A 21,763-nucleotide genomic window follows, 5' to 3' on the forward strand; every position below is an offset into this window, starting at 1 on the left:
GTCTTCGGGCCCTTCCCTGCTCAGTCCGACTCTCCGGGAGCGGCGATCGACCCGTCGGGGCGGACGGTCGGCAGCTCCGCCGGTGGTTCCCCACCGGGCAGCGCCGGTTCGCCCTGCTGCGCGTCGCCGGCGTCCCGGTCGCCGTCCTCGGCTTCCTCGTCGGAGTCGTCGGAGTCGGAGTCGGAGTCGGAGTCGTCGGAGGAGAAACCGTAGATTCCGTCGTAGATCTCGCGGACCACCGGTGCCGCCACCGAACCGCCGGTGCCGCCCTGGGAGATCAGCGCGACGATGGCGAACTGGGGGTCGTCGGCGGGCGCATAGGACGCGAACCAGCCCGACTCCTTCTTTCCCTTGCCGGTGGCCGTTCCGGTCTTGCCCGCCACCGGCACCTCGTCCAGCGGGAACCCGTTGAAGGCCCCCTGCGCGGTTCCCTCCCGCGGGACGTCGGCCAGCGCGGACTGCAGGTACTCCAGGGTGCGGTCGCTGACCGGGAGCTCATCGGGTTCGCCCCGCTCGATCTGTCGCACCTCGGAGCCGTCCGCCGAGACGAGCGCCTTGCCGACCCGCGGAACATGCAGCGTCCCCCCGTTGGCGATGGCCGCGTAGGCCCGGGCGAGCTGGAGCGGTGTGACGACCAGGTCTCCCTGGCCGATCGAGAAGTTCACGGCGTCGCCGGCCCGCCACCGGTATCCGTCGGTGCACTGCTCCTTGGCGACCTGCTTCAGGTAGGCCGCGTGCTCCGGGTCTTCCTCGTCGGGGTAGCCCTCCTTGGCGCGCTTGCAGGCCTCCTCCCGGGTGGACTCCCAGTACTCCTTCTTCCACTCGCGGTCCGGGACACGGCCGCTGCCCTCGTGCGGCAGGTCGATCCCGGTGGGCTCGCCGAACCCGAAGTCGTGCGCCATGCTCGTCATGGCGTCCACCGGCTCGTCGTCGGGAGTGGAACCGCCGTCCTCCTTCCACATGTCGTAGGCCATCTGGTAGAAGACGGTGTTGCAGGACACCACGATGGCCTTGTGCAGGCTCAGGCTGCCGTGCGCGCTGCCCTCGTAGTTCTCGAACGAGCGGTTCCCCACCGAGATCGAGCTCGGGCAGGAGTACGTCTCGTTCAGCGACACTCCGTTCTCCGCTCCGGCGGCCAGCGAGTTGACCTTGAACGTCGACGCCGGCGGGTACTGGCCCTGCAGGGCGCGCGAGGTCAGCGGCTCGCCAGCCTCCTCGCTGAGCAGGTCGTTGTAGGTCTCCTGGTCGATTCCGCCCTCCCACACGCCCGGGTCGTAGGTGGGCAGGCTCGCCATGGCGACAACGCCGCCCGTTTTGACGTCGAGCACGACCGCCGCCGCCGAGTCGGCCGGCCCGCCGGCGGACTCCAGCCCCCGGGCCAGGGCGTCCTCGGTCGCCCGCTGCACCCGTTCGTCGACGCTCGTCACCAGGTGCGCCCCCGGCTCGGGCGGAGTCTCGGCGTACACACCGGTCACGTTGCCGTTCCTGTCGACCTCGTACTTTCGTACGCCGGAGGTTCCGCGCAGCTCGTCGTCGTAGACCGCCTCGACGCCGCCGCGCCCCACATTGTCGACCCCGGTGAACTGGGTGCGCAGGTCCTCGCGTTCCGCCAGCTCCTCCTCGGTGACGGGTTGCAGGTACCCGAGGAGCTGGGCGGCGCGGTCGCCCATGGGGTACTCGCGCACCGGGCGCTGCTGCGCGGTGATTCCCGGGAAGTCCTCCCGGCGCTCCATGATCTGCATCGCGAGCTGGGCGTCGACGTCCTCGACCAGGGTGATGGGCTGGTAGGGCGAGCCCGGCCAGCAGGGCCGGGGGACCTCGGGGCCGCACAGCCGCGTGCGCTTCCGGAGGTCCTCGAACGGGACGTCGACCACCTCGGCGACGTTGCGCAGCACCGCCTCCCCACCGTCTGGTCTGCGCTGCAGCTGGTGGTAGTCCGCCGAGACGGTCAGCTCGGTCCGGTTGCGCACCAGCGCGCGGCCCGACGAGTCGAGGATCTGGCCGCGCGTCGCGGGAACGACGAGCTCCTGGATGTGGTTGGCCTCCGCGAGGCGCTGGTAGTGCTCGGCCATGGGAATCTGCAGGTACCACATCCGGGCGGTGAGCCCCGCCGCCAACGCGATGACGAGAACCTGCGCCAGCACCAGCCCGAACCGGCCGGGCCGCCTCTCACCGCGTTCGGTTCTGGCCTTCATGATCCGTCTCACAGGCGGATCCCTCCGGTAGCCCACGGAGTGTCGGTGATGTCGGAGAGGTCGCCGTTGGCGAGGTAGCGCCGGAGGCGGCGCACGGGCGCCAGCACCACCGGGCTCACCAGCATCGTTATGCCGACGTTGATCGGCACGACGAACAGGAACGTCCCCCCGCCAACGTGCGGGGTGCCCAGCACCAGGCCGAGCGTGGCGAAGCCGAGCGCGACACCGAGCGCCGCCCCGAAGGCCACCAGGTACGGCCACGCCCGGGAGCGCCAGGGCGAGTCGTGCAGTTTGCCGACCACGTAACCGGCCAGGCACAGCACCAGTGCGTACCGTCCGATCTCATGGTCGGCCGGCGGCAGGACGTCCAGGGCCAACCCCGCGGAGAAGCCGGCGAGGGCGCCGCTGACCGGTGTGGCGCCGAGCGCGATCGCCACGACGGTGAGCACCACAAGATCGGGCGCGCTTCCCCAGGGCAACGGGAGCCGGTTGACGACCGCGGCCTGCAGCAGCACGGCGAATGCCAGGAGCAGGACCGTAGTTGCGCCCCTCATTCCGCGTCCTCCGCGTCCTCGTGGGGTGCCTGGGCGGCGTCCTCGTCGGGTTTGGGCGGCAGCACCGAGTCGCGCGGGTCCTTCTCGGGCCCGGCGACGACCACACCGACGATGTCCAGCGAGCCGACGTCGACCGCGGGTGCGACCTTCGCGCTCCGGCTGAGCGCGCCCGGTGTGTCCTGGACGTGCTCAACGGCACCGACCGGCACCCCGGGCACGAACGGGGTGCCCTCGTGCGAGCCCATCGTGACGAGGCGGTCCCCTTCGGACACCTCCGCGTTGGCGTCGAGCAGCTCGAACCGGATCGGCGAGGAGTCGTTGATACTGCGCGCCGTGCCGTGCGCGACCCCCATCTCGCTCTCGCCCTCCAGGCGGGCCCCCACGGATGACGCGCCGTCCGTGAGCAACAGGACAGTCGCGGTCGTCGCGCCGGCGCGCAGCACTCGGCCGACGAGGCCGTCGCTGTTGACGACGGTCATGTCCTTTGTGATCCCGTCGCGTTCCCCGGCGTCGATGGTGACGGTGTCCGAGTGGCCGGTCGAGCTCACCCGGGTCACCGCCTGAGCGGGAACGATCTCGTATCCGCCCAGACCGGAAAGCTGCAGCAGGTCGTCCAGCTCTTCGGAGCGTCCTTCGTCGAGGCGCTGCGCGTCGAGCTCGGCGGCGAGTTCCCGGTTGCGTTCCTTCAGCTCGGCGATGCGGTCGCGGGCGCCCGGCGCCGCCGCCAGCGTCTGGTAGGCGTCATCGAGCGGTCCCGCCACCGCCGAGACCCCGTCGGAGATCGGCGCGAACACCAGCTCGCCGGCCGAGCGGACTCCGTTGGTGACCGGGTCGGCGCTCTCCTGGGTGTCCAGGATGACCAGCGTGACCGACGCGACGACCAGTGTGGTGAGTACGATCCGCGCTCGGGAGGCGTTGCGACGCCGCATCTCAGCGCTGCCGTTCCGGGACGAGGACCTGGTTCAGCCGATCATAGTTCTCCACGCAGGTCCCGGAGCCGACCGCGACGGAGTCCAGGGCGTTCTCGGCGAGGTGGATGGGCATGCCGGTCTCGTGGCGCAGCCGGTCCTCAAGACCGCGCAGCAGGGCGCCACCGCCGGTGACGGCGATGCCGCGATCCATAATGTCGCCCGACAGCTCGGGTGGGCACTTGTCGAGCGTGGTCCGGACGGCGTCGATGATCGAGGCGACGGGCTCCTCGATGGCCTGCCGGATATCGGCGGCCGACAGCACCACGGTCCTGGGCAGCCCGCTGACGAGGTCGCGGCCGCGGACCTCCGCGTGCAGCTCCTCGCCGTCGATGGGGTAGGCCGAGCCGATCGCGAACTTCAGCTCCTCGGCGGTGCGCTCGCCGACCATCAGCGAGTGCTCCTTCTTGACGGAGGTACCGATCGCCTGGTCCATCTCGTCGCCGCCAACGCGGATGGACTGGGAGGTCACGATGCCGCCCATGGAGATGACCGCGACCTCGGTCGTGCCGCCCCCGATGTCGACAACCATGTTGCCGGTCGGGTCGTGCACCGGCAGACCGGCGCCGATCGCGGCGGCCATGGGCTCCTCCACGATGGACACGCGACGCGCCCCGGCCTGATAGCCGGCCTCCTTGACCGCGCGGTGCTCAACGGATGTGATGCCGCTGGGCACTGCCACAACCACGCGCGGTTTGGCGAAGTGGCGGCGGCGGTGGATCTTCTGGATGAAGTAGCGCAGCATGCGCTCGGTGATCTCGAAGTCGGCGATGACGCCGTCCTTGAGCGGGCGCACGGCCGTGATGTTGCTCGGAGTCCGGCCGATCATCTGCTTCGCCTCGATACCGACAGCCACGATCTTGGCCGTGGACGTGTTGAGCGCGACGACCGAGGGTTCGTTCAGGACGATGCCCCGACCCCGTACGTACACCAGCGTGTTCGCGGTTCCGAGGTCGACCGCCATGTCGCGGCCGAGAAAGGCGAGATTGTTCATGCTCATTAAGCGTCCTCATCGGCACCAAACGGGTGCGCTACGCCAGGGCGGTCAATACGGGCTCGTTCCTGCATGGATGCGGATTCGGCACTCGTATCGTAACGCTCAGCGTTCAGTTGGCTACGCAAACACACCGAATCGTTACGGCCCGAAGAGGACACAAAAAAGCGCCGGGGGTCGGCCCCCCGGCGCCTGTCGATCACCCGACTCTGGTCAGCCCAGATCGGGGAAGAACAGCTTGATCTCGCGCTCGGCCGAGTAGCTGGAATCCGAGCCGTGCACGATGTTCTCCTGCACCTCAAGTGCGAAGTCACCGCGGATCGTCCCCGGTCCGGCGGTGATCGGGTCGGTGGCACCGGCCAGTGCGCGGAACGCCTCGACGGCGTGCTCGCCCTCGACCACGAGGGCAACGAGGGGACCGCTCGTGATGAACTCGACCAGCGAGTCGAAGAACGGGCGTTCGGCGTGCTCCTCGTAGTGCGTCTTCGCGGTGCCGGTGTCCAGAGTGCGCAGGTCCATCGCGACGATGCGCAGACCCCTGCGCTCAATGCGGGAGATGATCTCGCCGATGATGTTGCGACGCACGCCGTCAGGCTTGATCAGTACAAGGGTGCGCTCCACGTCAGTAGTCTCCTCAACTGCTGCTGCTCGGATGGGCTGCGCCGGTTTCGGTTCCGCGAATTCCCCACACGGCCAGCGCCGGAAACGACCGGTCCCGGCGTGGAAACCAGGGGGCCGCGCCGCCGGATAGCCGATCAGTCACGGGGGACGTGCGGACGCCCAGCTTTCCGCAATGCTACCCCTCTGCGCACCTTCCCTGACCCCGGCGAACGACGCGGCACCGGGGGTCCGGCGGCTACCCCTGGGCAGCGTCCTCGGCCGCGTGTCCGCCGGTTTCGGTCTCGGGCGACGCTTCCGCCGTGTCGCGTGCGTCCTCCGCCGACCGTTTCATGGCATCCGTTCGCAGGCCCACGACCGTCGCGGCGACAAACAGGCCCGCGAAGACCACGCCCAGCAGGGCCAGCCCCGGTACCAGGAACCCGCTGGCGATCACCAGGCCCTGCAGCACCCACCCGGCCAGGTGGGCCCAGCGGAAGCGCTGCAGGCCGGCGAGCACCAGCGCCGCCACGGCAAGGCCGCCCCATACCGCGCCGGCCGTCGCCGGCGGGTGGCCGCCGAGCTGGATGGCCACGGGCACGGCCAGACCGATGACGATGGCCTCGAACGCCAGCACCACCGCACACAGGGTTCGCATCGCTACTCCCCTCCCAGCAGGTGGCGGGCGTCCCCGGCGGTGACAACCGATCCGGTGATGAGCACCCCGGCACCACCGAACTCACTGGACTCCTCGGAGCGGTTCACGGCCTGGTCGATGGCGTCGTCCATCCGGGGCGCGAGGTGTACCCGGTCGGCCCCGAACACGCCCTCGGCGATCTCGCCGAGCTGTTCCGGCGAGAGGCTGCGCGGCGAGGAGTTGCGGGTCACCACCACCTCGGTGAGCAACGGTTCCAGGGGTTCCAGGATCCCCTCGACATCCTTGTCGGCCATGATCGCCACAACACCGACCAGGCCCGTGAAGGAGAACGCCTCCTCGACGGTCTCCACCGTCGCGGCCATTCCCGCGGGATTGTGCGCGGCGTCGACCAGCACCGTGGGGCTGCGCCGCAGAATCTCCAGGCGCCCGGGGGTGTCGACCGCCGCCAGCGCGGAGCTGATCAGCTCCGGGTCGAGCCCCTCGTCGCCCTCGACCGGCGCGGCGAACGCCTCGACCGCCGCCACGGCCACGGCCGCGTTCCCGGCCTGGTGCGCCCCGTACAGCGGCAGGAACAGGTCCTCGTATCCGGAGCGCACCCCCTTCAACGCGAGGCTCTGGCCACCAACGGCGACGTCGCGGTGCGCCACCCCGAACTCCAGCCCTTCGCGGGCCACGCGCGCGCCGACCTCGGACACGTGCCGCATCAGCGTCTCGGCCGCAGGAACCTGCTGCTGGGCGAGCACCGCGATCGAGTCGGGCTTGATGATGCCCGCCTTCTCCTCGGCGATGCCTTCGACGGTGTCGGGCAGGAACTCGGTGTGGTCGATGGCGATGGGGGTGACAACGGCGACGTCGGCGTCGGCGACGTTCGTGGCGTCCCAGGCCCCGCCCATGCCGACCTCGACCACCGCCACGTCCACCGGCGCGTCGGCGAACGCGGCGAACGCCATGGCGGTGAGCACCTCGAAGAACGACAGCGCGATCTCGTTGTCCGCGTCGACCATGTCGACCAGCGGGCGGACGTCGTCGTAGGCGGCGACGAACGCTTCCTCGGAGATCGGCTCGCCGTCCACAACGACACGCTCGCGCATGGTCTGCAGGTGCGGGCTGGTGTAGCGCCCCACCCGCAGGTGGCGCTCGCGTAGCAGCGCGTCGATCATCCGCGCGGTCGAGGATTTTCCGTTGGTCCCGGTCACATGAATGATCGGGTAGTTGCGCTGCGGTTCGCCGAGCAGATCCATGAGCTGGCGGATCCGCTCGGTCGACGGGTCAATGTCGGTCTCGACACGACGGGCGCTGATCTCGGCCGCGACCTGCTCGTACCGCTGCCGGCTGCCGCTGTCACTCACGTCGTGCGCTTGGTCGGTGTCCACACGTCCCAAGCGTACTCACCCACGCACCGGTTCCGGCCTGCTGTACTGGTGGCATGCCGAGTATGGACGTCTTTTTCCGGGAATGGCGCGAACGCCGCCCGGAAGAGCGGCGCAGCCTCGCCCGCGCCGCCAGCCTGCTGCACGAACTGGATCTTCCCGGGAACCCCGCCATTCCGGTGCTCGGGGTGGTGGGCTCCAAGGGCAAGGGCACCACCGCCACCTACGCCTCGGCGCACCTGGCCGCGGCGGGCCTGCGCGTGGTGACCGTCACCGGCCCGAGCTTCCGCGGCCACCGCGAACGGGTCCGGGTCAACGGGGCCGCCAGCAGCGAGACCGAGATCGCCGCCCTCGCCGAAGAGATCGACGCCGCGCGCCGCGGGCTTCCCGACACCGGCGGCGGCTATCTCGCTCCCAGCGGGCTGTTCCTCATCGCCGGGTTGCTCCGGGCGCGCCACCTGAACGCCGACGCCTGCGTACTCGAAGCCGGCATGGGTGGACGCGGCGACGAGCTGCGGCTGGCCGGCCCCCGGGTCGTCGCCCTGGCGAGTGTGTTCGCCGAACACATCGGCGTGCTCGGCGACAGCGTGGCGGAGATCGCCGCGGAGAAGGCCGGTGTCGCCGGCCCCAGCACCCAGGCGTTCGTCTGCCTGCCGCAGTCGCCCGAGGCCGCCGGTGCCGTCGACCGCACGGTGCGCGAGGTCGCGGCCGAGGGCACCCGGCCCGGAACCGTGCACCCGCCCGCCACCGAGTCCAACGGAGCCCGGCCCCCGCACGGCCTCGCCGCGGCCCCCGCCCACCTGGGTGGGGCGGCGGCCGGCCACCTGCTGCGGCTCCTGGGCAGGCCACCGGCCGAACCGGAAAGGCTCGCCGCGGTGCTGTCGTCGGTGCACCTGCCGGCCCGGCTGTCCCACCACCCGGTACCCGGTACGCGCACGGAGGTCGTCGTCGACTCCGCGATCAACGGCACCGGCGTCGCCGCGGCGGTCGAGCACGCCCGGCGCCACTGGGGCGGCATCGACCATGTGCTGCTGTGCCTGCCCGACCACAAGGATGTCGACGGCGCCGTCGCCGCGCTCGGCTCGCTGCCGGTCACCGCGGTACGGCTGCCAGAGTCGCACCTGCGGTTCGGCCACGAGATGCCCGCGCACTGGCGGCACCGCGATGCCGAGAGCCTGTCCCGCGCGGAACTGGCGGAACTGGGCGAGCGCGTCCTCGCCCTGGGCACGGTCTACTTCACCGGGCGCGTCCTCGACCTCCTCGACGCCGACACCGAGCGGCTTTTCACCGTCTGACCCAAAGCGTCCGCCCCGACCCGCGCGGGTGTACCGGCGGGCCGGGGCGGACGTTACTCCGGGACCAGCGCTCCCGGATCAAGGTTCAGCCCTAGTAGCTCGGCTGGCTCTGCGGGTTGAACTCCTCGTAGGTGTGGTCCTCGGCGGAGTCCAGCCGCTTGTCGTTCACCTTGAGCACATCAAGCCCCTCGGTCATGTCCCGGGAGTAGATGTAGCCGTTGTAGTAGTAGGCCGACCAGGATCCACCGGTGACCAGCTCGTCCTCCGAGACCGGACCCCGCTCGAAGTAGCCGATCTCCTTGGGCTTCTTCGACTTGTTGAAGTCGATGAGGGAGACACCGCCCTGGTACCAGGACTGCACGTAGAAGTCCCCGCCTTCGACCGGGATCAGCGAGCCGTTGTGGGCGACGCAGTTCTCGTTGTCGGACTGGTGGCGGTCGATCTTGAAGTAGCTGTCGAACCTCAGCTTGGGGTCGTTGTTGCCCTTGTCGAACTTGCCTTGGACGGAGAACAGGGCGTCCGCGCCGCGCTCCGGTCCGATGTCCTCGTTGCACGTGGGTGCGACGCCGCCGCCGAGCTCGTCCGTGAAGAGCACCGTGGACGCGTCGTTGTTGAACGAGGCCGAGTGCCAGAACGCGAAGTTCTCGTCCTGCACCTGCTCGAAGACCCGCGGCTCGACCGGGTCGCTGATGTCCATCAGGACACCGTCGCCCATGCAGGCGCCCGCGGCGACATCCTTCTCGGGGTAGGCCGTGATGTCGTGGCAGCCCTCGGTCGGCCGGAGCAGGCCGTCATCACCCTCGTTGCCGCCCTCGGGGAACAGCACCGGTTCGTTCACGACCTCGGACGACGCGGGATCATCCAGCGGGACCTCGATGATCGAGATCTTGTCGTGCGGTGGCTGGCAGTTCGGGAACTCCTCGGACGGCGCGTACGACGAGACGTAGATGTAGTCGGTTTCGCCGTCCTCGCCCGGAACGAGCGTGTTGGTGTGCGAGCCGCAGTCGGTACGCACCGCCGAGACGTAGCTCGGTTGGGTCTTGTCCGAAATGTCGAAGATCCGGATGCCCTCGAAGGCGTCCGGATCCGACGGGTCGCTCGAGGGGCTGCCACACGACTCGTCCTCACGCGGGTAGTCCACCGAGAAGTAGACCAGGTCGCCACTGACGGAGACATCGCCCTGGCCACCCTCGCAGAGGACCTGGCTGACGGTCTCCGGATTCTCCGGGTCGGAGATGTCGTAGATGACGAAGCCGTCGTAGTTGCCGGCGATCGCGTAGTCGCCGGTGAAGGCCAGATCCGAGCCGGTGTTGTCGAGCGGCGCCTGCAACGGCGAGTTCGCCACGTGCTCAACGTTGTCGCTCGTCTCGACCTCACCCTCCGGTGGGATGTCGGAGGCCGCGGCGGCGTTGGGGATCAACGCTGTGGTCAGCGTCAGTGCCGCCGCGCCGACGAGCGCAAGTCCAGTACGCCGGATACCTAGTCGCGAACCGGATCTTCTGTGTCGTACGGGGGATGTCGGCATGTGAGCTCCTTGTCCGGTGCACACCGAAAACACGAAGAAAATACCCGTGATCAGCTTCAAATGTACAGAGGAGCGGAATACTCCGCTTGAGCGTGGACACATTGCCGCAGATCAGCGGCGTAACCTACACACTGTGATCGGTAGGAAAGTTTCATCCCCCTGGACAAGACGGCTCGCGGGTAAGTAGAAACCCAGGAAGGGTAGTTGACAGGACCGCCCACAGGCACACGGAAGGAGCTCCCGTGCATCGAGGAATCCTGGCGGCGGGCGCCGTCGTGGTCATCGCGGCGACGGCGTGCACGGGAACGAACGCCGCCGATGACCCCCCGATCATCGACCCCGGGGCACCCGGTGACTCCCCCGCCCCGGTGCCGACCGAGGACCTTGAGCAAGGCGAGGACCCCGACCACAACGAGGCCGACGCCAAGTTCATGGTCCACATGATCGAGCACCATAAGCAGGCCCTCGAGATGTCCGAACTGGCCGAGGACCGCGCCGACCGCGACGCCATCGTCTCCATCGCCGAACGGATCTACGATGGCCAGGACGCCGAGATCAAGGCCATGCAGGGGTGGGTGAACAGCAACGTCGAGAACCCCGAGGACTACGAGATCGACCACTCCGAGATGAAGGGGATGGCCAGTCCGGAGGAGATGGACGAGCTTGAGGGCTCGTCGGGCGACGACTTCGACCAGCTCTTCGTCGACCTCATGGTGACGCACCACGAGGGAGGCGTCACGATGGCCGAAAACGTCCTCATCAACGGCTCAAGCGACACGATCAGCGGGTTCGCCAACGAGGTCATCTCCACTCAGCGGGGTGAGATCGCGCGGTTGGAGAACATCATCGACGACTGACGCTCCCAACGCCGGCAACAACGCTGGGCCGCCGCCCATCCGCGGATGGGCGGCGGCCCAGCGTCAGCTCGGTTGGCTCAGCGCCGGTTCCCGGCGCGGCCCGCCGCTTCAGGCGCTCTTCTCCTCGCGTTCCGAGGCGAGTTTGGCACGCGGCACGATGGTCGGGTTGACGTGCTCCAGCACCGCCTCGCGGGTGATGATCACCTGACCGACGTCCTCGCGGCTGGGCACCTCGTACATCACCGAGAGCAGTACCTCCTCGATGATCGCGCGCAGGCCGCGGGCGCCGGTGCCGCGGATGATGCCCTGCTCGGCGATCGCGTCGAGGGCGTCGTCACTGAACTCCAGCTCGACGTTGTCCAGCTCGAACAGCCGCTGGTACTGCTTGACCAGGGCGTTGCGCGGCTCTGTGAGGATCTGGATGAGCGCCTCGCGGTCGAGGTTGTGCACGCTCGTGATGACCGGCAGCCGGCCGACGAACTCCGGGATCAGCCCGAACTTCAGCAGGTCCTCGGGCATGACGTCGGAGAACTCATCGACGGCCTCGGCGGACTCCGACGAGCGCAGCACGGCGTTGAAGCCCATGCCCTGCTTGCCCACCCGCGACTCGATGATCTTCTCCAGCCCCGCGAACGCGCCCCCGCAGATGAACAGCACGTTCGTGGTGTCGATCTGGATGAACTCCTGGTGCGGGTGCTTGCGCCCGCCCTGCGGCGGCACACTCGCCGTGGTGCCCTCAAGGATTTTCAACAGCGCCTGCTGCACGCCCTCGCCCGAGACGTCCCGGGTGATCGAGGGGTTCTCGCTCTTGCGCGCGACCTTGTCGACCTCATCGATGTAGATGATGCCGGTCTCGGCCTTCTTCACGTCGTAGTCGGCCGCCTGGATCAGTTTGAGCAGGATGTTCTCGACATCCTCGCCCACATAACCCGCCTCGGTGAGCGCCGTGGCGTCGGCGATCGCGAACGGCACGTTCAGGATCTTGGCCAGCGTCTGCGCCAGCAGTGTCTTGCCCGACCCCGTGGGCCCCAACAACAGGATGTTGGACTTCGCGATCTCGACGTCTTCGTCGCGTGGCCGGTCACCCTCGGACTGCACCCGCTTGTAGTGGTTGTAGACCGCCACGGACAGCGCCTTCTTCGCCGTCTCCTGGCCGATCACATACGAGTCGAGGAATCCGTAGATCTCGCGGGGCTTGGGAAGGGAGTCCCATTTCAGCTCGGTGGCGTCCGCGAGCTCCTCCTCGATGATCTCGTTGCAGAGATCGATGCACTCGTCGCAGATGTAGACACCGGGACCGGCAATGAGCTTCTTCACCTGCTTCTGGCTCTTCCCGCAGAAAGAGCACTTCAGCAGGTCTCCACCGTCGCCGATGCGTGCCACCCAGCTTCTCCTTAGAACGTAGGCCATCCCGCCATCGAGCCGCCTGAACGGCTGGGGATCATCCCTCGCGGCGTCCCCACATCCCGAGGCGGTGTCACGCCCTTCGTGAGCAAGCTACCGCTCTTGCGGGATATGCGCACCCGCTGTCGGACTCGGACGGGCGAGCTTTGCGTCGTCCTTCGAGCCTAAGCGAAAAAGCGGGCCGGCTTCACCACACGGCACCCACCGGCGTGTGAACCGCGCCGGCGGCGACCCCGGACTCCAGAGGCGACGCTCACCGCCGGAGACCGGGGTCAGCCGCGTCGTCCACCGGCCCGTTCAAGCACGTAGGTCTTGGAGCGCGACGCGTATCTCAGCCCTTCAGGGATGCCTTCCGGTACGGGAAGACATAGTCGATGAGCCCGTACTCCACGGCCTCCTCGGCGGTGAAGATCTTGTCGCGCTCGATGTCCTTGGACACCTCGTCTTCTGGTTTTCCGGTGTGCTGCGACAGCAGCCGCTCCATCTGGGCCCGCACCCGCAGGATCTCGTTGGCCTGGATCTCCAGGTCACTCCCCTGGCCGTGGGTGCCCTCCGTGGCCGGCTGGTGAATCACGATGCGGGAGTTCGGCAGCGCCCCGCGCTTGCCGGGGGCGCCTGCCGCCAGCAGGACCGCCGAGGCCCACGCCGCCTGGCCCAGGCACACGGTCTGGATGTCGGGACGGACGAACTGCATCGTGTCGTACACCGCCATGAGGGAGGTGAACGACCCGCCGGGCGAGTTGATGTACAGCTGGATGTCACGGTCGCTGTCGACCTGCTCCAGTGTCAGGAGCTGCGCCATCACGTCGTTCGCGGACGTGTCGTCGATCGGGGCGCCAAGGAAGATGATCCGCTCCTCGAAGAGCTTGTTGTACGGATTCATCTCCTTGACCCCGTACGACGTCCGCTCCACGAAGGACGGGATCATGTAACGGCTCTGGGGCGCGTACATGCTGCTCACCGCTGATACCTCCGAGCGTGGTTACTGGGAAACGATGTCGTGGGACGGAACCTGGTTGGAGTAGCTCACGACATCGTCAATGAGGCCGTACTCCTTGGCCTGCTCCGCGGTGAACCACAGGTCCCGGTCGAAGTCCTTTTCGATCTGCTCCACCGTTCTCCCGCTGTGCTGGGCGATGCGCTCGGCAAGGATCTTCTTCATGTACTTCATCTGCTCAGCGAGGATCTTGACGTCGGTGGCGGTACCACCGATCCCCCCGGAAGGCTGGTGCATCATGATGCGCGTGTGCGGCAGCGCGAACCGCTTGCCCGGCGTGCCGGCGGTCAGCAGGAACTGCCCCATGGAGGCGGCCAGCCCCATCCCCACCGTCACCACGTCGTTCGGGACGTACTGCATGACGTCATAGATCGCCAGCCCGTGGTCGACGGACCCGCCCGGAGAGTTGATGTACAGCGTGATGTCGCTCTTGCCGTCCTCAGCGGCCAGCAGCAGGATCTGCCCGCAGATCCGGTTCGTGGCCTCCTCGTCGACCTGCTCTCCGAGCACGATGATGCGCTGCCGGAGCAGCCGCTGCGGGGTCTGCTCCATATACGAGGGCGGAACCTCGGGGGACCGCATATTCACATCAAAGTCCGCCAGAAGTGGATTCATAGTTGCTTTTCACCCGATTTCGGTGCACATCGGACAGCTATCTAATCGTGTTCTCACGATTGAGCCTAACGTCCACCACCCGTTGCCATCGGCGTCTGAGCGGTCTGTTCGCTGATGGCGCAGCCTCACCGCCGCTTACATGGCCGGCCAGCGCGCGTTTCGCGAACCCCCTGGCACCGGCCGGCGCTTCGCCGTGGACGGCCCGTGCTCCCTGAAACAAAAGCGGTGCCGTGGGGACCCCGGGGTCCCCACGGCACCGCTCGCAACAAACCGCGAGAGCAGACCTGTGCGGCTGGCTACTCCTTGGCCGCCGACGCCGCGCCCTCATCCGAGGTGCCCTCGGCGGCGGACGGCTGCTCGTCCTGCTCGCTGCCGCTCCCCGCGGACTCCTGGGACTCCTCGTCCTGGGCTTCCGCGACCTCCGCGGCCTCTTCGGACCCCTCGAACTCCTCGGTTTCCTCGGTCTCCTGCTCGATCACGTTGCCCGACTCGTCGGTGACCACGGCCTTGGCCAGGACGAGGTCCATGGCCTTCGCCCGGACGACCTCGGTGTAGGCGACGCGGATCTGGTTGGACTCCACGAGGTGCTGCGCGAGCTGGTCCGGGGAAACCCCCATTCGCTGCGCCTGGTCCACGACGTACTGGCTGAGCTCGCTCTGGTCGGCGGTGAGGTCCTCCTGCAGGGCGAGCTGATCGAGCACGAAGCCGGCCTTGACGGCGGTGTGGGCGCCCTTGGTCAGCTCCTCGTCGAACTCCTCCTCGCTCTGCCCCTGCGACTCGAGGTAGGCCTCCTTGGTCAGCCCGCTCTGCTCAAGCTGCTGCTCCAGGCTCTCGCGGCGGCGCTTGATCTCGTCCTCGACGACGGAGTCCGGCAGCGAGACGTCGATGGACTCGACGAGCTGCTCCAAGGCCCTGTCGCGCGCCTGGGAGAGCTGCTGCAGGCGGCGCGTGTGGTCCATCCGGGAACGGACGTCCTCGCGCAGCTCCTCCATGGTGTCGAACTCGCTCGCCATCTGCGCGAACTCGTCGTCGAGCTCCGGCAGCTCCTTGACCTTGACACTGTGCACGGTGACCGTGACTTCGGCCTCCCGGCCCTCGTACTCGCCACCCACCAGCGTGGTCGTGAAGGTCGCCGTCTCGCCCTCGGACATGCCCACCAGGGTGTCGTCGAGTCCTTCGAGCATGGTGTTCGTGCCGACCTCGTAGGAGATCCCACTGGCCTGGACGTCGTCGAGCTTCTCGCCGTCGATGGCCGCGGAGAGGTCGATGGAGAGGTGGTCCCCGACCTCCGCGGGCCTACCCGCGCCGATCAGCGTGGAGAAGCGCTCGCGAAGGTTGGCGATCTGCTCCTCGACCTGGTCCTCGGTGGCCTCCGCGTCGTCGACGGTGACCTCTATGCCCTCATAGTCGGTGACCTCGAACTTGGGGCGGATGTCGACCTCGGCCGTGAACGCCAGCTCGTCGTTGTCCTCAAGCTTGGTGATCTCGACGTCGGGCTGGCCGAGCGTGAACAGCTCCTCCTCTTGGACAGCCTGGTTGTAGAGCTCGGGGACGGCGTGGTTCACCGCCTCGCTGATCACCGCTCCGCGCCCGACGTGGCGGTCGATCAGCCGAGCTGGTGCCTTGCCCGGGCGGAACCCCTTAATCCGGACCTGCTTGGCGAGCGACTTGTATGTTTCGTCGAAGGCGTGCTCGAGTTCCTCGAAGGGGACCTCGACGGTCAGCTTGACCCGGGTCGGGCTGAGCTCCTCGACATCGGTCTTCACGGGGCGGTACTCCTAGATTTCCGGCTGTTTCCGGGACGGTCCGCGGCGCACTGCCTGGCCCCGGGTATACGGTAAGCGCCGGCTGGCACGGATCGTGACGCCGGGCTCTGGACGAAAGCATTGGATCTGATCTCGCACCTGCTGGTGGTGCCGAGTCTACGGCAAATGCGCAGCCGCGAACGGTCCGTACAGGCCACCTGGCCACGGACCATAAACCCTCGTCGTCGGGGAGGCGGGATTCGAACCCGCGGCCTCATGCTCCCAAAGCATGCGCGCTAACCAAGCTGCGCTACTCCCCGTGCGCCGCACGCTGGTACCACCCCGTGGTGGCACAACCAACGCTGTGGAGACTGTAGTCTTGTCCCCGTCGGCTCAACGAGTCTAGAGGAAACTCAGGCGGGCTGACGCCATGCGGGCGTAGTTCAATGGTAGAACTCCAGCCTTCCAAGCTGGCCATGCGGGTTCGATTCCCGTCGCCCGCTCCACAGAGCGAAGGGCCAGGTCGGCCGGGAGAACCGGCGGGCCTGGCCCTTGCTCGTCGCGCGTGTCGGCGCGGAAACCGTGCCACACACGTGCCACAGCGGCGCCGGAATCAGTTCGCAGACGGCGGATCCTCGTCGGGCTCGTCGAAGGCCGCGGCTTCCTTGTCCGCCTCGTCGGGATCCTCTTCCACCCGGTCAGCGGACTCGGCCAGTTCGCGCGCCGCCCGCTCACCGAGGCTGTCCGCCAACTCGCGGGCACGGTCGTCGCGCGCGTGCAGGTAGACCAGCGCCGCCCGCGTACTGGAGTGGCCCATCCTGGTCATGAGCTCCCGCAGCGAGGCCCCCGCTTCGGCGGCGAAGGTGTTCCCGGCATGGCGAAGGTCATGGAAGCGCACTCCCGGCAGACCCGTGGACGCCCGCGCCCGCTGCCAGTACTGCGAGAAGTTCGCGCGGCGAAGCGGGTTGCCCCGCTCCCCCACGAACACGAGACCGTCCGGTCCGGGGTTGGCGAAAGCGTCCACGTGCGCCTGGAGGTCGTCCACGATCAGGCCGGGCAGTTGCACCGTGCGGCGGCTGGCCTTGGACTTGGGCGGCCCGAACCGCACTCCCCCGAGTTCGTAGGCAACCTCACGAACGGTGACCGTGCGCGCGTCGAGGTCGAGGAACCGCCGGCGGAGGCCGACCGCCTCACCCCACCGCAGACTGCCGAACGCGGCCAGAAGCACGAGCGCCCGATAGCGCGGCGGAACGGCGTCGGCGAGCTTGAACACCTCGGCCACGGACAGGGCCGGGCGTTCCTCGCTTTCCTCCTGACCGGCGCCTTCGAGCTGGCACGGGTTCTCGCGGATCAGCTTGTCCCGGAGGGCCGTGTTCAGGACCGCCCGCAGGAGGCGGTACGCCTTTGCCAGGGTCGACTTGCCCACCTTGGACTTGCGGCGCGAGGCCCGCCACGCGCGGACGTGCGGCTCCTTGATGTCCTTGAGTAGCATGTCCCCGAACGTGGGGTTGAGGTGCAGCCGGAGCAGGCTCCGGTAGAGGTCCGCCGAGCGCGGCGCCAGGTCCCGCTCCTCCACCCACTGTTCGGCGTACTCGGCGAAGCGGACGGAGCCGGAATCGGGGTCGAACCAGTCGCCCCGGACGATCTCGGCCTCTTTGAGCGTCAGCCAGCGCTCCGCCGCCTTCTTGGTCGCGAACGTCATCGACGCGTTCCGGAGGCGGCCGTCCGGACCCCGATAGCGCGCCTGGAACCGGCCGGAGGCCAGCGTCCGGACGTTGCCGAAAGACCGATTCTTCTTGCCCGCCACTACGCGGCCCTCCTCAGCCCGAGCTTGACCGGCTCCACGACACCGCCCGCAATGAACTCGTCCAGCGCCGATTCCGGGATGCGGACGTGGCGGCCGAGCTTGACGAAGGTGATGCGCCGCTCCTCGACGAGGCGACGCGGGTAGCGCTCACTGGTGTTGAGCCGTTCGGCCGCCTGCGCCACGGTCAGCAGCCGACCCGAGGGACGAGAACTCTTGCCAGCCATCACGCCGCCTTCCCCGTTGCCGAAAGAGTGGTTTGCCGCGCGTGGTCGAGTTGGGCGCGGCGGTTGAGGGCTTCGCCGACCGCCCGCAGTAAGCGGTGTTCGCGGGGCGGGACGTCGGGGTCGGTGGGGCGCGCCAGCTCCCAGGCGTGGTTGCCGGAAGAGACCGCCGAGAGCGGCGGAGCGGTGTTGTCGCTGGCCTCGTCGGGGCCGGCGTCGGGATCCACACCCAGGGCGTCCAGGACCCACCGCAGCCGGTCCGCCTTGTGGTCGGCGACGGTCTTGCCGGACCACTTGCGCGAGACCAGGACGCGGCGGCCCGCGTAGCCGAGGTGTTCGCGCTTGTGGGCTTTGGAGCGGCAGAACCCAGGGCGCATGCCCTCTTTGGCGTCCTGGGGTTGGATGCCGTAGCGCAGCCAGTTGGCGCAGCGCGGTGAGCAGGGTTCGAACCGCAGCGCTTCCACGAGCCGATCCACGTGGCGCTGTTGGGCGTCCGTGGTGACCTCGTGGCAGTCGGCGATGTCCTTGGTCAGGTACTTCGCGAGATAGCGCACGCACCGGTCCGCGTCTTCGGTGCCGGCCACGACGCCTTTCGCGTCCACTTGTGGCCCGAAGCGAACCACGTGCATCGGTTCGGCGTGGGGGTCGGCGTCAAGGGCATCGAGCGCCTGCTCCCAGGTGGGCAGGACTTCGCCGGTGGCCGGATCGACGTAGTTGCCCGTCGCCTCGTCGAAAACCGGCAGGGACTCCCCCGTATAGACCGCCTCGTCGGCCGAGGGCCACCACACCTGGTGGTAGGTGGCCGCGGCGATCTGGCGCAGCTCGGATCGGGGGATGGTGCCCCGAGTTGCCATGTGCAGATGGGGCGCCAGGCGCCGTTGCGGCTCGACGGTCGCGAAGTATTGGACATCGAATCCCGCCACGCGCCGCAAATTCTGCACGAAGCGATCAATCAGCTTGGAGAAGTGCAGCGCGTCCCGCGCCGCCCGCCGGTAGTCATACGTCGAGGGATCCACCGGCGTGCCGTCCGAGCGCACGCGCCCGTAGGTGTCGCAGGTCAGCGTCACGAACAGCGACGGGCGGAAGGTCTTGCCGGTCGTCGGATCCTCGTAGGTCCGGCCCACGGTCGTCTTAGCCATCTGCCGTTTGGGAAGGTCGGGTGCGTCCTGGCGCCGCCGGGTGGAGCGCACCCGACGAGCACGGTCCGACGAGGAGGAGCCCCGAGACACCGACCCACGTAGCCCCGAGGCCGTGATCTCGGCATCCAAATCGGCGATGGCCTGATCCAGCGCGGCCACCTGGTCAGGATCGGCCGCACCCGACGCGGCGAGCTGGTCACGCTGGGCAGTGACCATGGCGCGCTGCTCCACCCAGGAGCGCTGTACCTCGGTGGGATCCTCGGAAGTGACGGTGGGTTCCTGGTCGAGGTGCCAGCCCTCTTCGCACTGGCTACGCCGGATCGAGCGCTTGCGCCGTGCGCAGGCCGGGCAGCGTGATTCCAGCGTGGAGCCGCACGGCACGTCGACGATTTCGGTTCGACCGGTGGCGAGATCGGTACGGCGTAGCGACACGGGCCGGATGCACACGCCTTTGTCGGTGGCGACCTGTTCGGCGACTTCGCGGGCGAGGGGTTGGGCTTGGCGTTCGGCGCGGGTGGTCTTGCCGGTGGGTGTGGGCATCAGGTCACCTCCGCACCGGGCACCGACCGCAGCCCTGGAGCCCCGTAGTCGGCTGTCATGGTGGCGATGTCGTCGTCGGTGACGTAGGCGGCGCGCACCCGCACCGGGATGGGGGAGCCTTCCAGGCGCACAAACGCCGCCCCCGGGACATCCGGGTCGATCAGGTGGGCGTTGGCGCCACGGTCGCGGGCGTCTTCGCCGAGGACCATGTCCACCTGGCTGGCTTCGTCCAGGCGCAGGGCGACCTTGTCCGGGAAGAGATTGCGCAGGTTCATGACCTCTTTGCGCGGGTCCTGCAGCGCGGCCAGCACACAGAACCCCACCGAACGCCCCTGCGATGTGAGGGTGGCAATCGCGTTCTCCGCGCGACGCCGGATGTCCCGGTCGGGGTGATAGGCGGTCAGGAACGCGACCTCGTCCAGGACCACCACGACGAACGGATCAGTGACGGTGGCGACGTGCGTGCGCTGGCGCCCGGCGTAGCGGGCCGCGCGTTCCCGCATGCCCTCCACAGCCGCTTCGAGCAGGCCCACCGCGGATTCAGCGCTATCGGCGTAGCGGGCGAACAAGGACCGCCCATACGACAGTTCCATGCGTTTGGGATCGATCGCCCACACACGGGCCGTCCCATCAACCACGGCCGGTAGAAGCGCGCGGATCGCCGACCAGATCACCGAGCCCTTACCCGCCCCGGTGACCCCGACCGTGAGCACGTGGGTGCCGTGCAGCCGCATGCGCCACTCTTGGCCATCCTCGCGTAGCCCCATGGGCAGCGCGCACAGATCCACCTCATCCGAGACCGCAAGCGCGTCGAGGGGTTCGGCGAGCAGATCGCGGCGGGGGAACTCCAGCACCACATCACGCGGACCCAGCACTGTCACACGGCACGAGGGCGCGGCGAACCCATGGACCAGCTCGACTACGCGGTTCTCAACGTCGGCCGGGGACGTGCCGGCCACCAGGCGCACCCGGACCCGGTCGGCCCACTCCGTACAGGTGACCTTCCGGATCTGGGGGAGGTACTGGCGTTCCTGGTAGGACTCGGCCAGCCCGGCGACCACGAGTACGGGTTGCCAGTGGCGCCGGTAGACCCACAACCACCGCCAGGCCGCCAACGCCCGCAACACCACCAGCGAGCGGAACGACAACGGCCAGCGCCACCACCAAGCACCCAGACCCGCACCACTCAGCGCCACACCGAGAGCGAGCCCGACCCAGCCGAGGTAGTAGAGGGTGGGCACCGACCCCACCAGGGTGGAGACCACCACCGGGAAGCGGAACGGCGCCAGCACCAACGCCCGAACCGCCCGGTAGACCCACCGGCCCAGAATGAGGATGCCCGGGGTCTCCACCACCGGGGTCGCGAACCGGATGGCATGCGCGGGAACCGGGGCGGTCGGCTGCACCTGGGTGGCGCCAGCGCCCTTGTCGCGCAGCATCACGCCTCACCCCCGTGGCTGCTCTGGTAGCGCTGAGCCTCGTCGTGGGCGTGTGCGGCGATCGCGGTGGAGCGCGCGGCGGCCAGATCAGCGCGCGCCTCAGCGGCCACCACGCGGGTTTCGGGGTCCTCGGAGTCGGCGGCGATGCGGTCCAGCAGCGAGGACTTCCACGCCAGCAGGTCAACACTGCTGCCGGTCTCGCCACTGGGGTTCTCGGTTCGGTGGCGCAGCGCGGCCAGGAAATCGCTGATCTCGCGTGCTCGTGGGGAGCGTTCGGACATAGGCTAGACACACCTCTTCCAATGGTTTCGCAGCTACGGAGGGGTTTCAGGGGCGGCCGGGTGCGCCAACACCAACGGCCGCCCCGCGTGCGTTCAGCGGACGGTTCAGCCCGCGTCCTTGGCACCGGCAGCGGCGGGAGCCTTGCGCGAGGCGGCACCGTTGCCGCCGGGGGTCTTCACGCCCCGAGCGCGCAGCGAGTAGGCCACCCGGGGACGCCGCCCGGAGTCGTCCACGTAGGGCATGACCGACATCGCTTCGAACTCCACCGGCCGAAACGGCAGGCCGGGCACCTCGTCGGGCAGCGTCGGGCAGTGCTCGGCGGCCACCTTCACCTTCACGCTCTTGGCCTTGCCGCGCGCTTCCGGATCGGCATCAATCACGTCGACGGCCCACAGCGGAAGGCCGGTGGTCTTATCCATCTGGGGCTTCTTCGTCTCGAAGTCGGTGATCGCTTCCACACCGAGCGCGTAGGCGCCGTGCGGGAACACCGCGCCGAACTCCACCGGCAGCGCACCCTGAATCGCCATGGTTCTACCTCTCTACGGCCCGTGACCGGGCCAG

Annotated in this window: 20 protein-coding genes and 2 tRNA genes; 3 read left to right on the forward strand and 19 right to left on the reverse strand. The window is 68.6% G+C overall.

The window, feature by feature from the left end:
* Positions 1-20 precede the first annotated feature (20 nt).
* From mrdA to F4561_RS19705, 7 genes are all read right to left on the reverse strand, one after another.
* Positions 21-2,195 carry a penicillin-binding protein 2 gene (mrdA, locus tag F4561_RS19675; RefSeq protein ID WP_184580853.1) on the reverse strand — a complete coding sequence of 725 codons (2,175 nt, stop codon included), beginning with the start codon at positions 2,193-2,195 and terminating at the stop codon, positions 21-23.
* Between the two features lie 8 nt (positions 2,196-2,203).
* On the reverse strand, positions 2,204-2,749 hold the full coding sequence (gene mreD, locus F4561_RS19680) for a rod shape-determining protein MreD (protein WP_184580854.1): 546 nt from the start codon (positions 2,747-2,749) through the stop codon (positions 2,204-2,206).
* The gene (gene mreC / locus F4561_RS19685) at positions 2,746-3,678 is read right to left on the reverse strand and encodes a rod shape-determining protein MreC (RefSeq protein ID WP_184580855.1); all 933 of its coding nucleotides are present in this window, start codon (positions 3,676-3,678) and stop codon (positions 2,746-2,748) included. The genes mreD and mreC overlap by 4 nt, the downstream gene beginning before the upstream one ends.
* A gap of 1 nt (position 3,679) precedes the next feature.
* Complete coding sequence (locus F4561_RS19690; RefSeq protein WP_184583889.1) at positions 3,680-4,711, reverse strand: rod shape-determining protein; 1,032 nt, start codon at positions 4,709-4,711, stop codon at positions 3,680-3,682.
* A 213-nt stretch (positions 4,712-4,924) separates the two neighbouring features.
* Positions 4,925-5,332, reverse strand: a complete 408-nt coding sequence (gene ndk, locus F4561_RS19695; protein WP_184580856.1) for a nucleoside-diphosphate kinase — start codon at positions 5,330-5,332, stop codon at positions 4,925-4,927.
* Between the two features lie 235 nt (positions 5,333-5,567).
* Entirely contained in the window at positions 5,568-5,966 is a 399-nt protein-coding gene (locus tag F4561_RS19700) for a DUF4233 domain-containing protein (protein WP_184580857.1), read from the reverse strand.
* A 2-nt stretch (positions 5,967-5,968) separates the two neighbouring features.
* Positions 5,969-7,315, reverse strand: a complete 1,347-nt coding sequence (locus tag F4561_RS19705) for a bifunctional folylpolyglutamate synthase/dihydrofolate synthase (RefSeq protein ID WP_184583891.1) — start codon at positions 7,313-7,315, stop codon at positions 5,969-5,971.
* A 77-nt stretch (positions 7,316-7,392) separates the two neighbouring features.
* On the opposite strand from F4561_RS19705, the gene F4561_RS19710 reads away from it, so the two are divergent.
* Complete coding sequence (locus F4561_RS19710) at positions 7,393-8,631, forward strand: folylpolyglutamate synthase family protein (RefSeq protein ID WP_184580858.1); 1,239 nt, start codon at positions 7,393-7,395, stop codon at positions 8,629-8,631.
* 91 nt (positions 8,632-8,722) lie between these two features.
* On the opposite strand, the gene F4561_RS19715 is transcribed toward F4561_RS19710, so the two are convergent.
* Complete coding sequence (locus F4561_RS19715; protein ID WP_184580859.1) at positions 8,723-10,156, reverse strand: LVIVD repeat-containing protein; 1,434 nt, start codon at positions 10,154-10,156, stop codon at positions 8,723-8,725.
* A 242-nt stretch (positions 10,157-10,398) separates the two neighbouring features.
* On the opposite strand from F4561_RS19715, the gene F4561_RS19720 reads away from it, so the two are divergent.
* Positions 10,399-11,013, forward strand: coding sequence for a DUF305 domain-containing protein (locus tag F4561_RS19720; RefSeq protein WP_184580860.1), 615 nt, complete (start codon positions 10,399-10,401; stop codon positions 11,011-11,013).
* 108 nt (positions 11,014-11,121) lie between these two features.
* Here F4561_RS19720 and clpX read toward each other — a convergent pair whose 3' ends face one another.
* The 5 genes from clpX to F4561_RS19745 all read right to left on the reverse strand — a co-directional run bounded on the left by clpX (position 11,122) and on the right by F4561_RS19745 (position 16,094).
* Positions 11,122-12,396, reverse strand: a complete 1,275-nt coding sequence (clpX, locus tag F4561_RS19725) for an ATP-dependent Clp protease ATP-binding subunit ClpX (protein ID WP_312885384.1) — start codon at positions 12,394-12,396, stop codon at positions 11,122-11,124.
* A 352-nt stretch (positions 12,397-12,748) separates the two neighbouring features.
* Positions 12,749-13,369 (reverse strand): ATP-dependent Clp protease proteolytic subunit, encoded by a 621-nt coding sequence (locus tag F4561_RS19730; protein ID WP_184583893.1) that lies wholly within the window; start codon positions 13,367-13,369, stop codon positions 12,749-12,751.
* Positions 13,370-13,399: 30 nt separating this feature from the next.
* Positions 13,400-13,966: a ClpP family protease gene (locus tag F4561_RS19735; RefSeq protein WP_184580862.1), complete on the reverse strand. Its 567-nt coding sequence runs from the start codon at positions 13,964-13,966 to the stop codon at positions 13,400-13,402.
* A 359-nt stretch (positions 13,967-14,325) separates the two neighbouring features.
* The gene (tig, locus tag F4561_RS19740; RefSeq protein ID WP_184580863.1) at positions 14,326-15,795 is read right to left on the reverse strand and encodes a trigger factor; all 1,470 of its coding nucleotides are present in this window, start codon (positions 15,793-15,795) and stop codon (positions 14,326-14,328) included.
* A gap of 224 nt (positions 15,796-16,019) precedes the next feature.
* Positions 16,020-16,094: transfer RNA gene (locus F4561_RS19745), tRNA-Pro, on the reverse strand.
* A 112-nt stretch (positions 16,095-16,206) separates the two neighbouring features.
* On the opposite strand from F4561_RS19745, the gene F4561_RS19750 reads away from it, so the two are divergent.
* Positions 16,207-16,280, forward strand: a tRNA-Gly gene (locus tag F4561_RS19750).
* 107 nt (positions 16,281-16,387) lie between these two features.
* Here the strand turns inward: F4561_RS19750 and F4561_RS19755 are convergent.
* From F4561_RS19755 to F4561_RS19780, 6 genes are all read right to left on the reverse strand, one after another.
* The gene (locus F4561_RS19755) at positions 16,388-17,581 is read right to left on the reverse strand and encodes a tyrosine-type recombinase/integrase (RefSeq protein ID WP_184580864.1); all 1,194 of its coding nucleotides are present in this window, start codon (positions 17,579-17,581) and stop codon (positions 16,388-16,390) included.
* Entirely contained in the window at positions 17,581-17,805 is a 225-nt protein-coding gene (locus tag F4561_RS19760) for a helix-turn-helix domain-containing protein (protein WP_184580865.1), read from the reverse strand. The genes F4561_RS19755 and F4561_RS19760 overlap by 1 nt, the downstream gene beginning before the upstream one ends.
* On the reverse strand, positions 17,805-19,481 hold the full coding sequence (locus tag F4561_RS19765; protein ID WP_184580866.1) for a replication initiator: 1,677 nt from the start codon (positions 19,479-19,481) through the stop codon (positions 17,805-17,807). Before F4561_RS19765 ends, F4561_RS19760 begins: the two co-directional genes overlap by 1 nt.
* The gene (locus F4561_RS19770) at positions 19,481-20,920 is read right to left on the reverse strand and encodes an FtsK/SpoIIIE domain-containing protein (protein WP_184580867.1); all 1,440 of its coding nucleotides are present in this window, start codon (positions 20,918-20,920) and stop codon (positions 19,481-19,483) included. The genes F4561_RS19765 and F4561_RS19770 overlap by 1 nt, the downstream gene beginning before the upstream one ends.
* Complete coding sequence (locus tag F4561_RS19775) at positions 20,920-21,201, reverse strand: hypothetical protein (RefSeq protein ID WP_184580868.1); 282 nt, start codon at positions 21,199-21,201, stop codon at positions 20,920-20,922. The genes F4561_RS19770 and F4561_RS19775 overlap by 1 nt, the downstream gene beginning before the upstream one ends.
* A 105-nt stretch (positions 21,202-21,306) precedes the next feature.
* Positions 21,307-21,729, reverse strand: a complete 423-nt coding sequence (locus tag F4561_RS19780; RefSeq protein WP_184580869.1) for a plasmid replication, integration and excision activator — start codon at positions 21,727-21,729, stop codon at positions 21,307-21,309.
* Between the last annotated feature and the right edge of the window lie 34 nt (positions 21,730-21,763).

The organism is Lipingzhangella halophila (genome assembly GCF_014203805.1).
GTDB classification, from domain to species: Bacteria; Actinomycetota; Actinomycetes; order Streptosporangiales; family Streptosporangiaceae; genus Lipingzhangella; species Lipingzhangella halophila.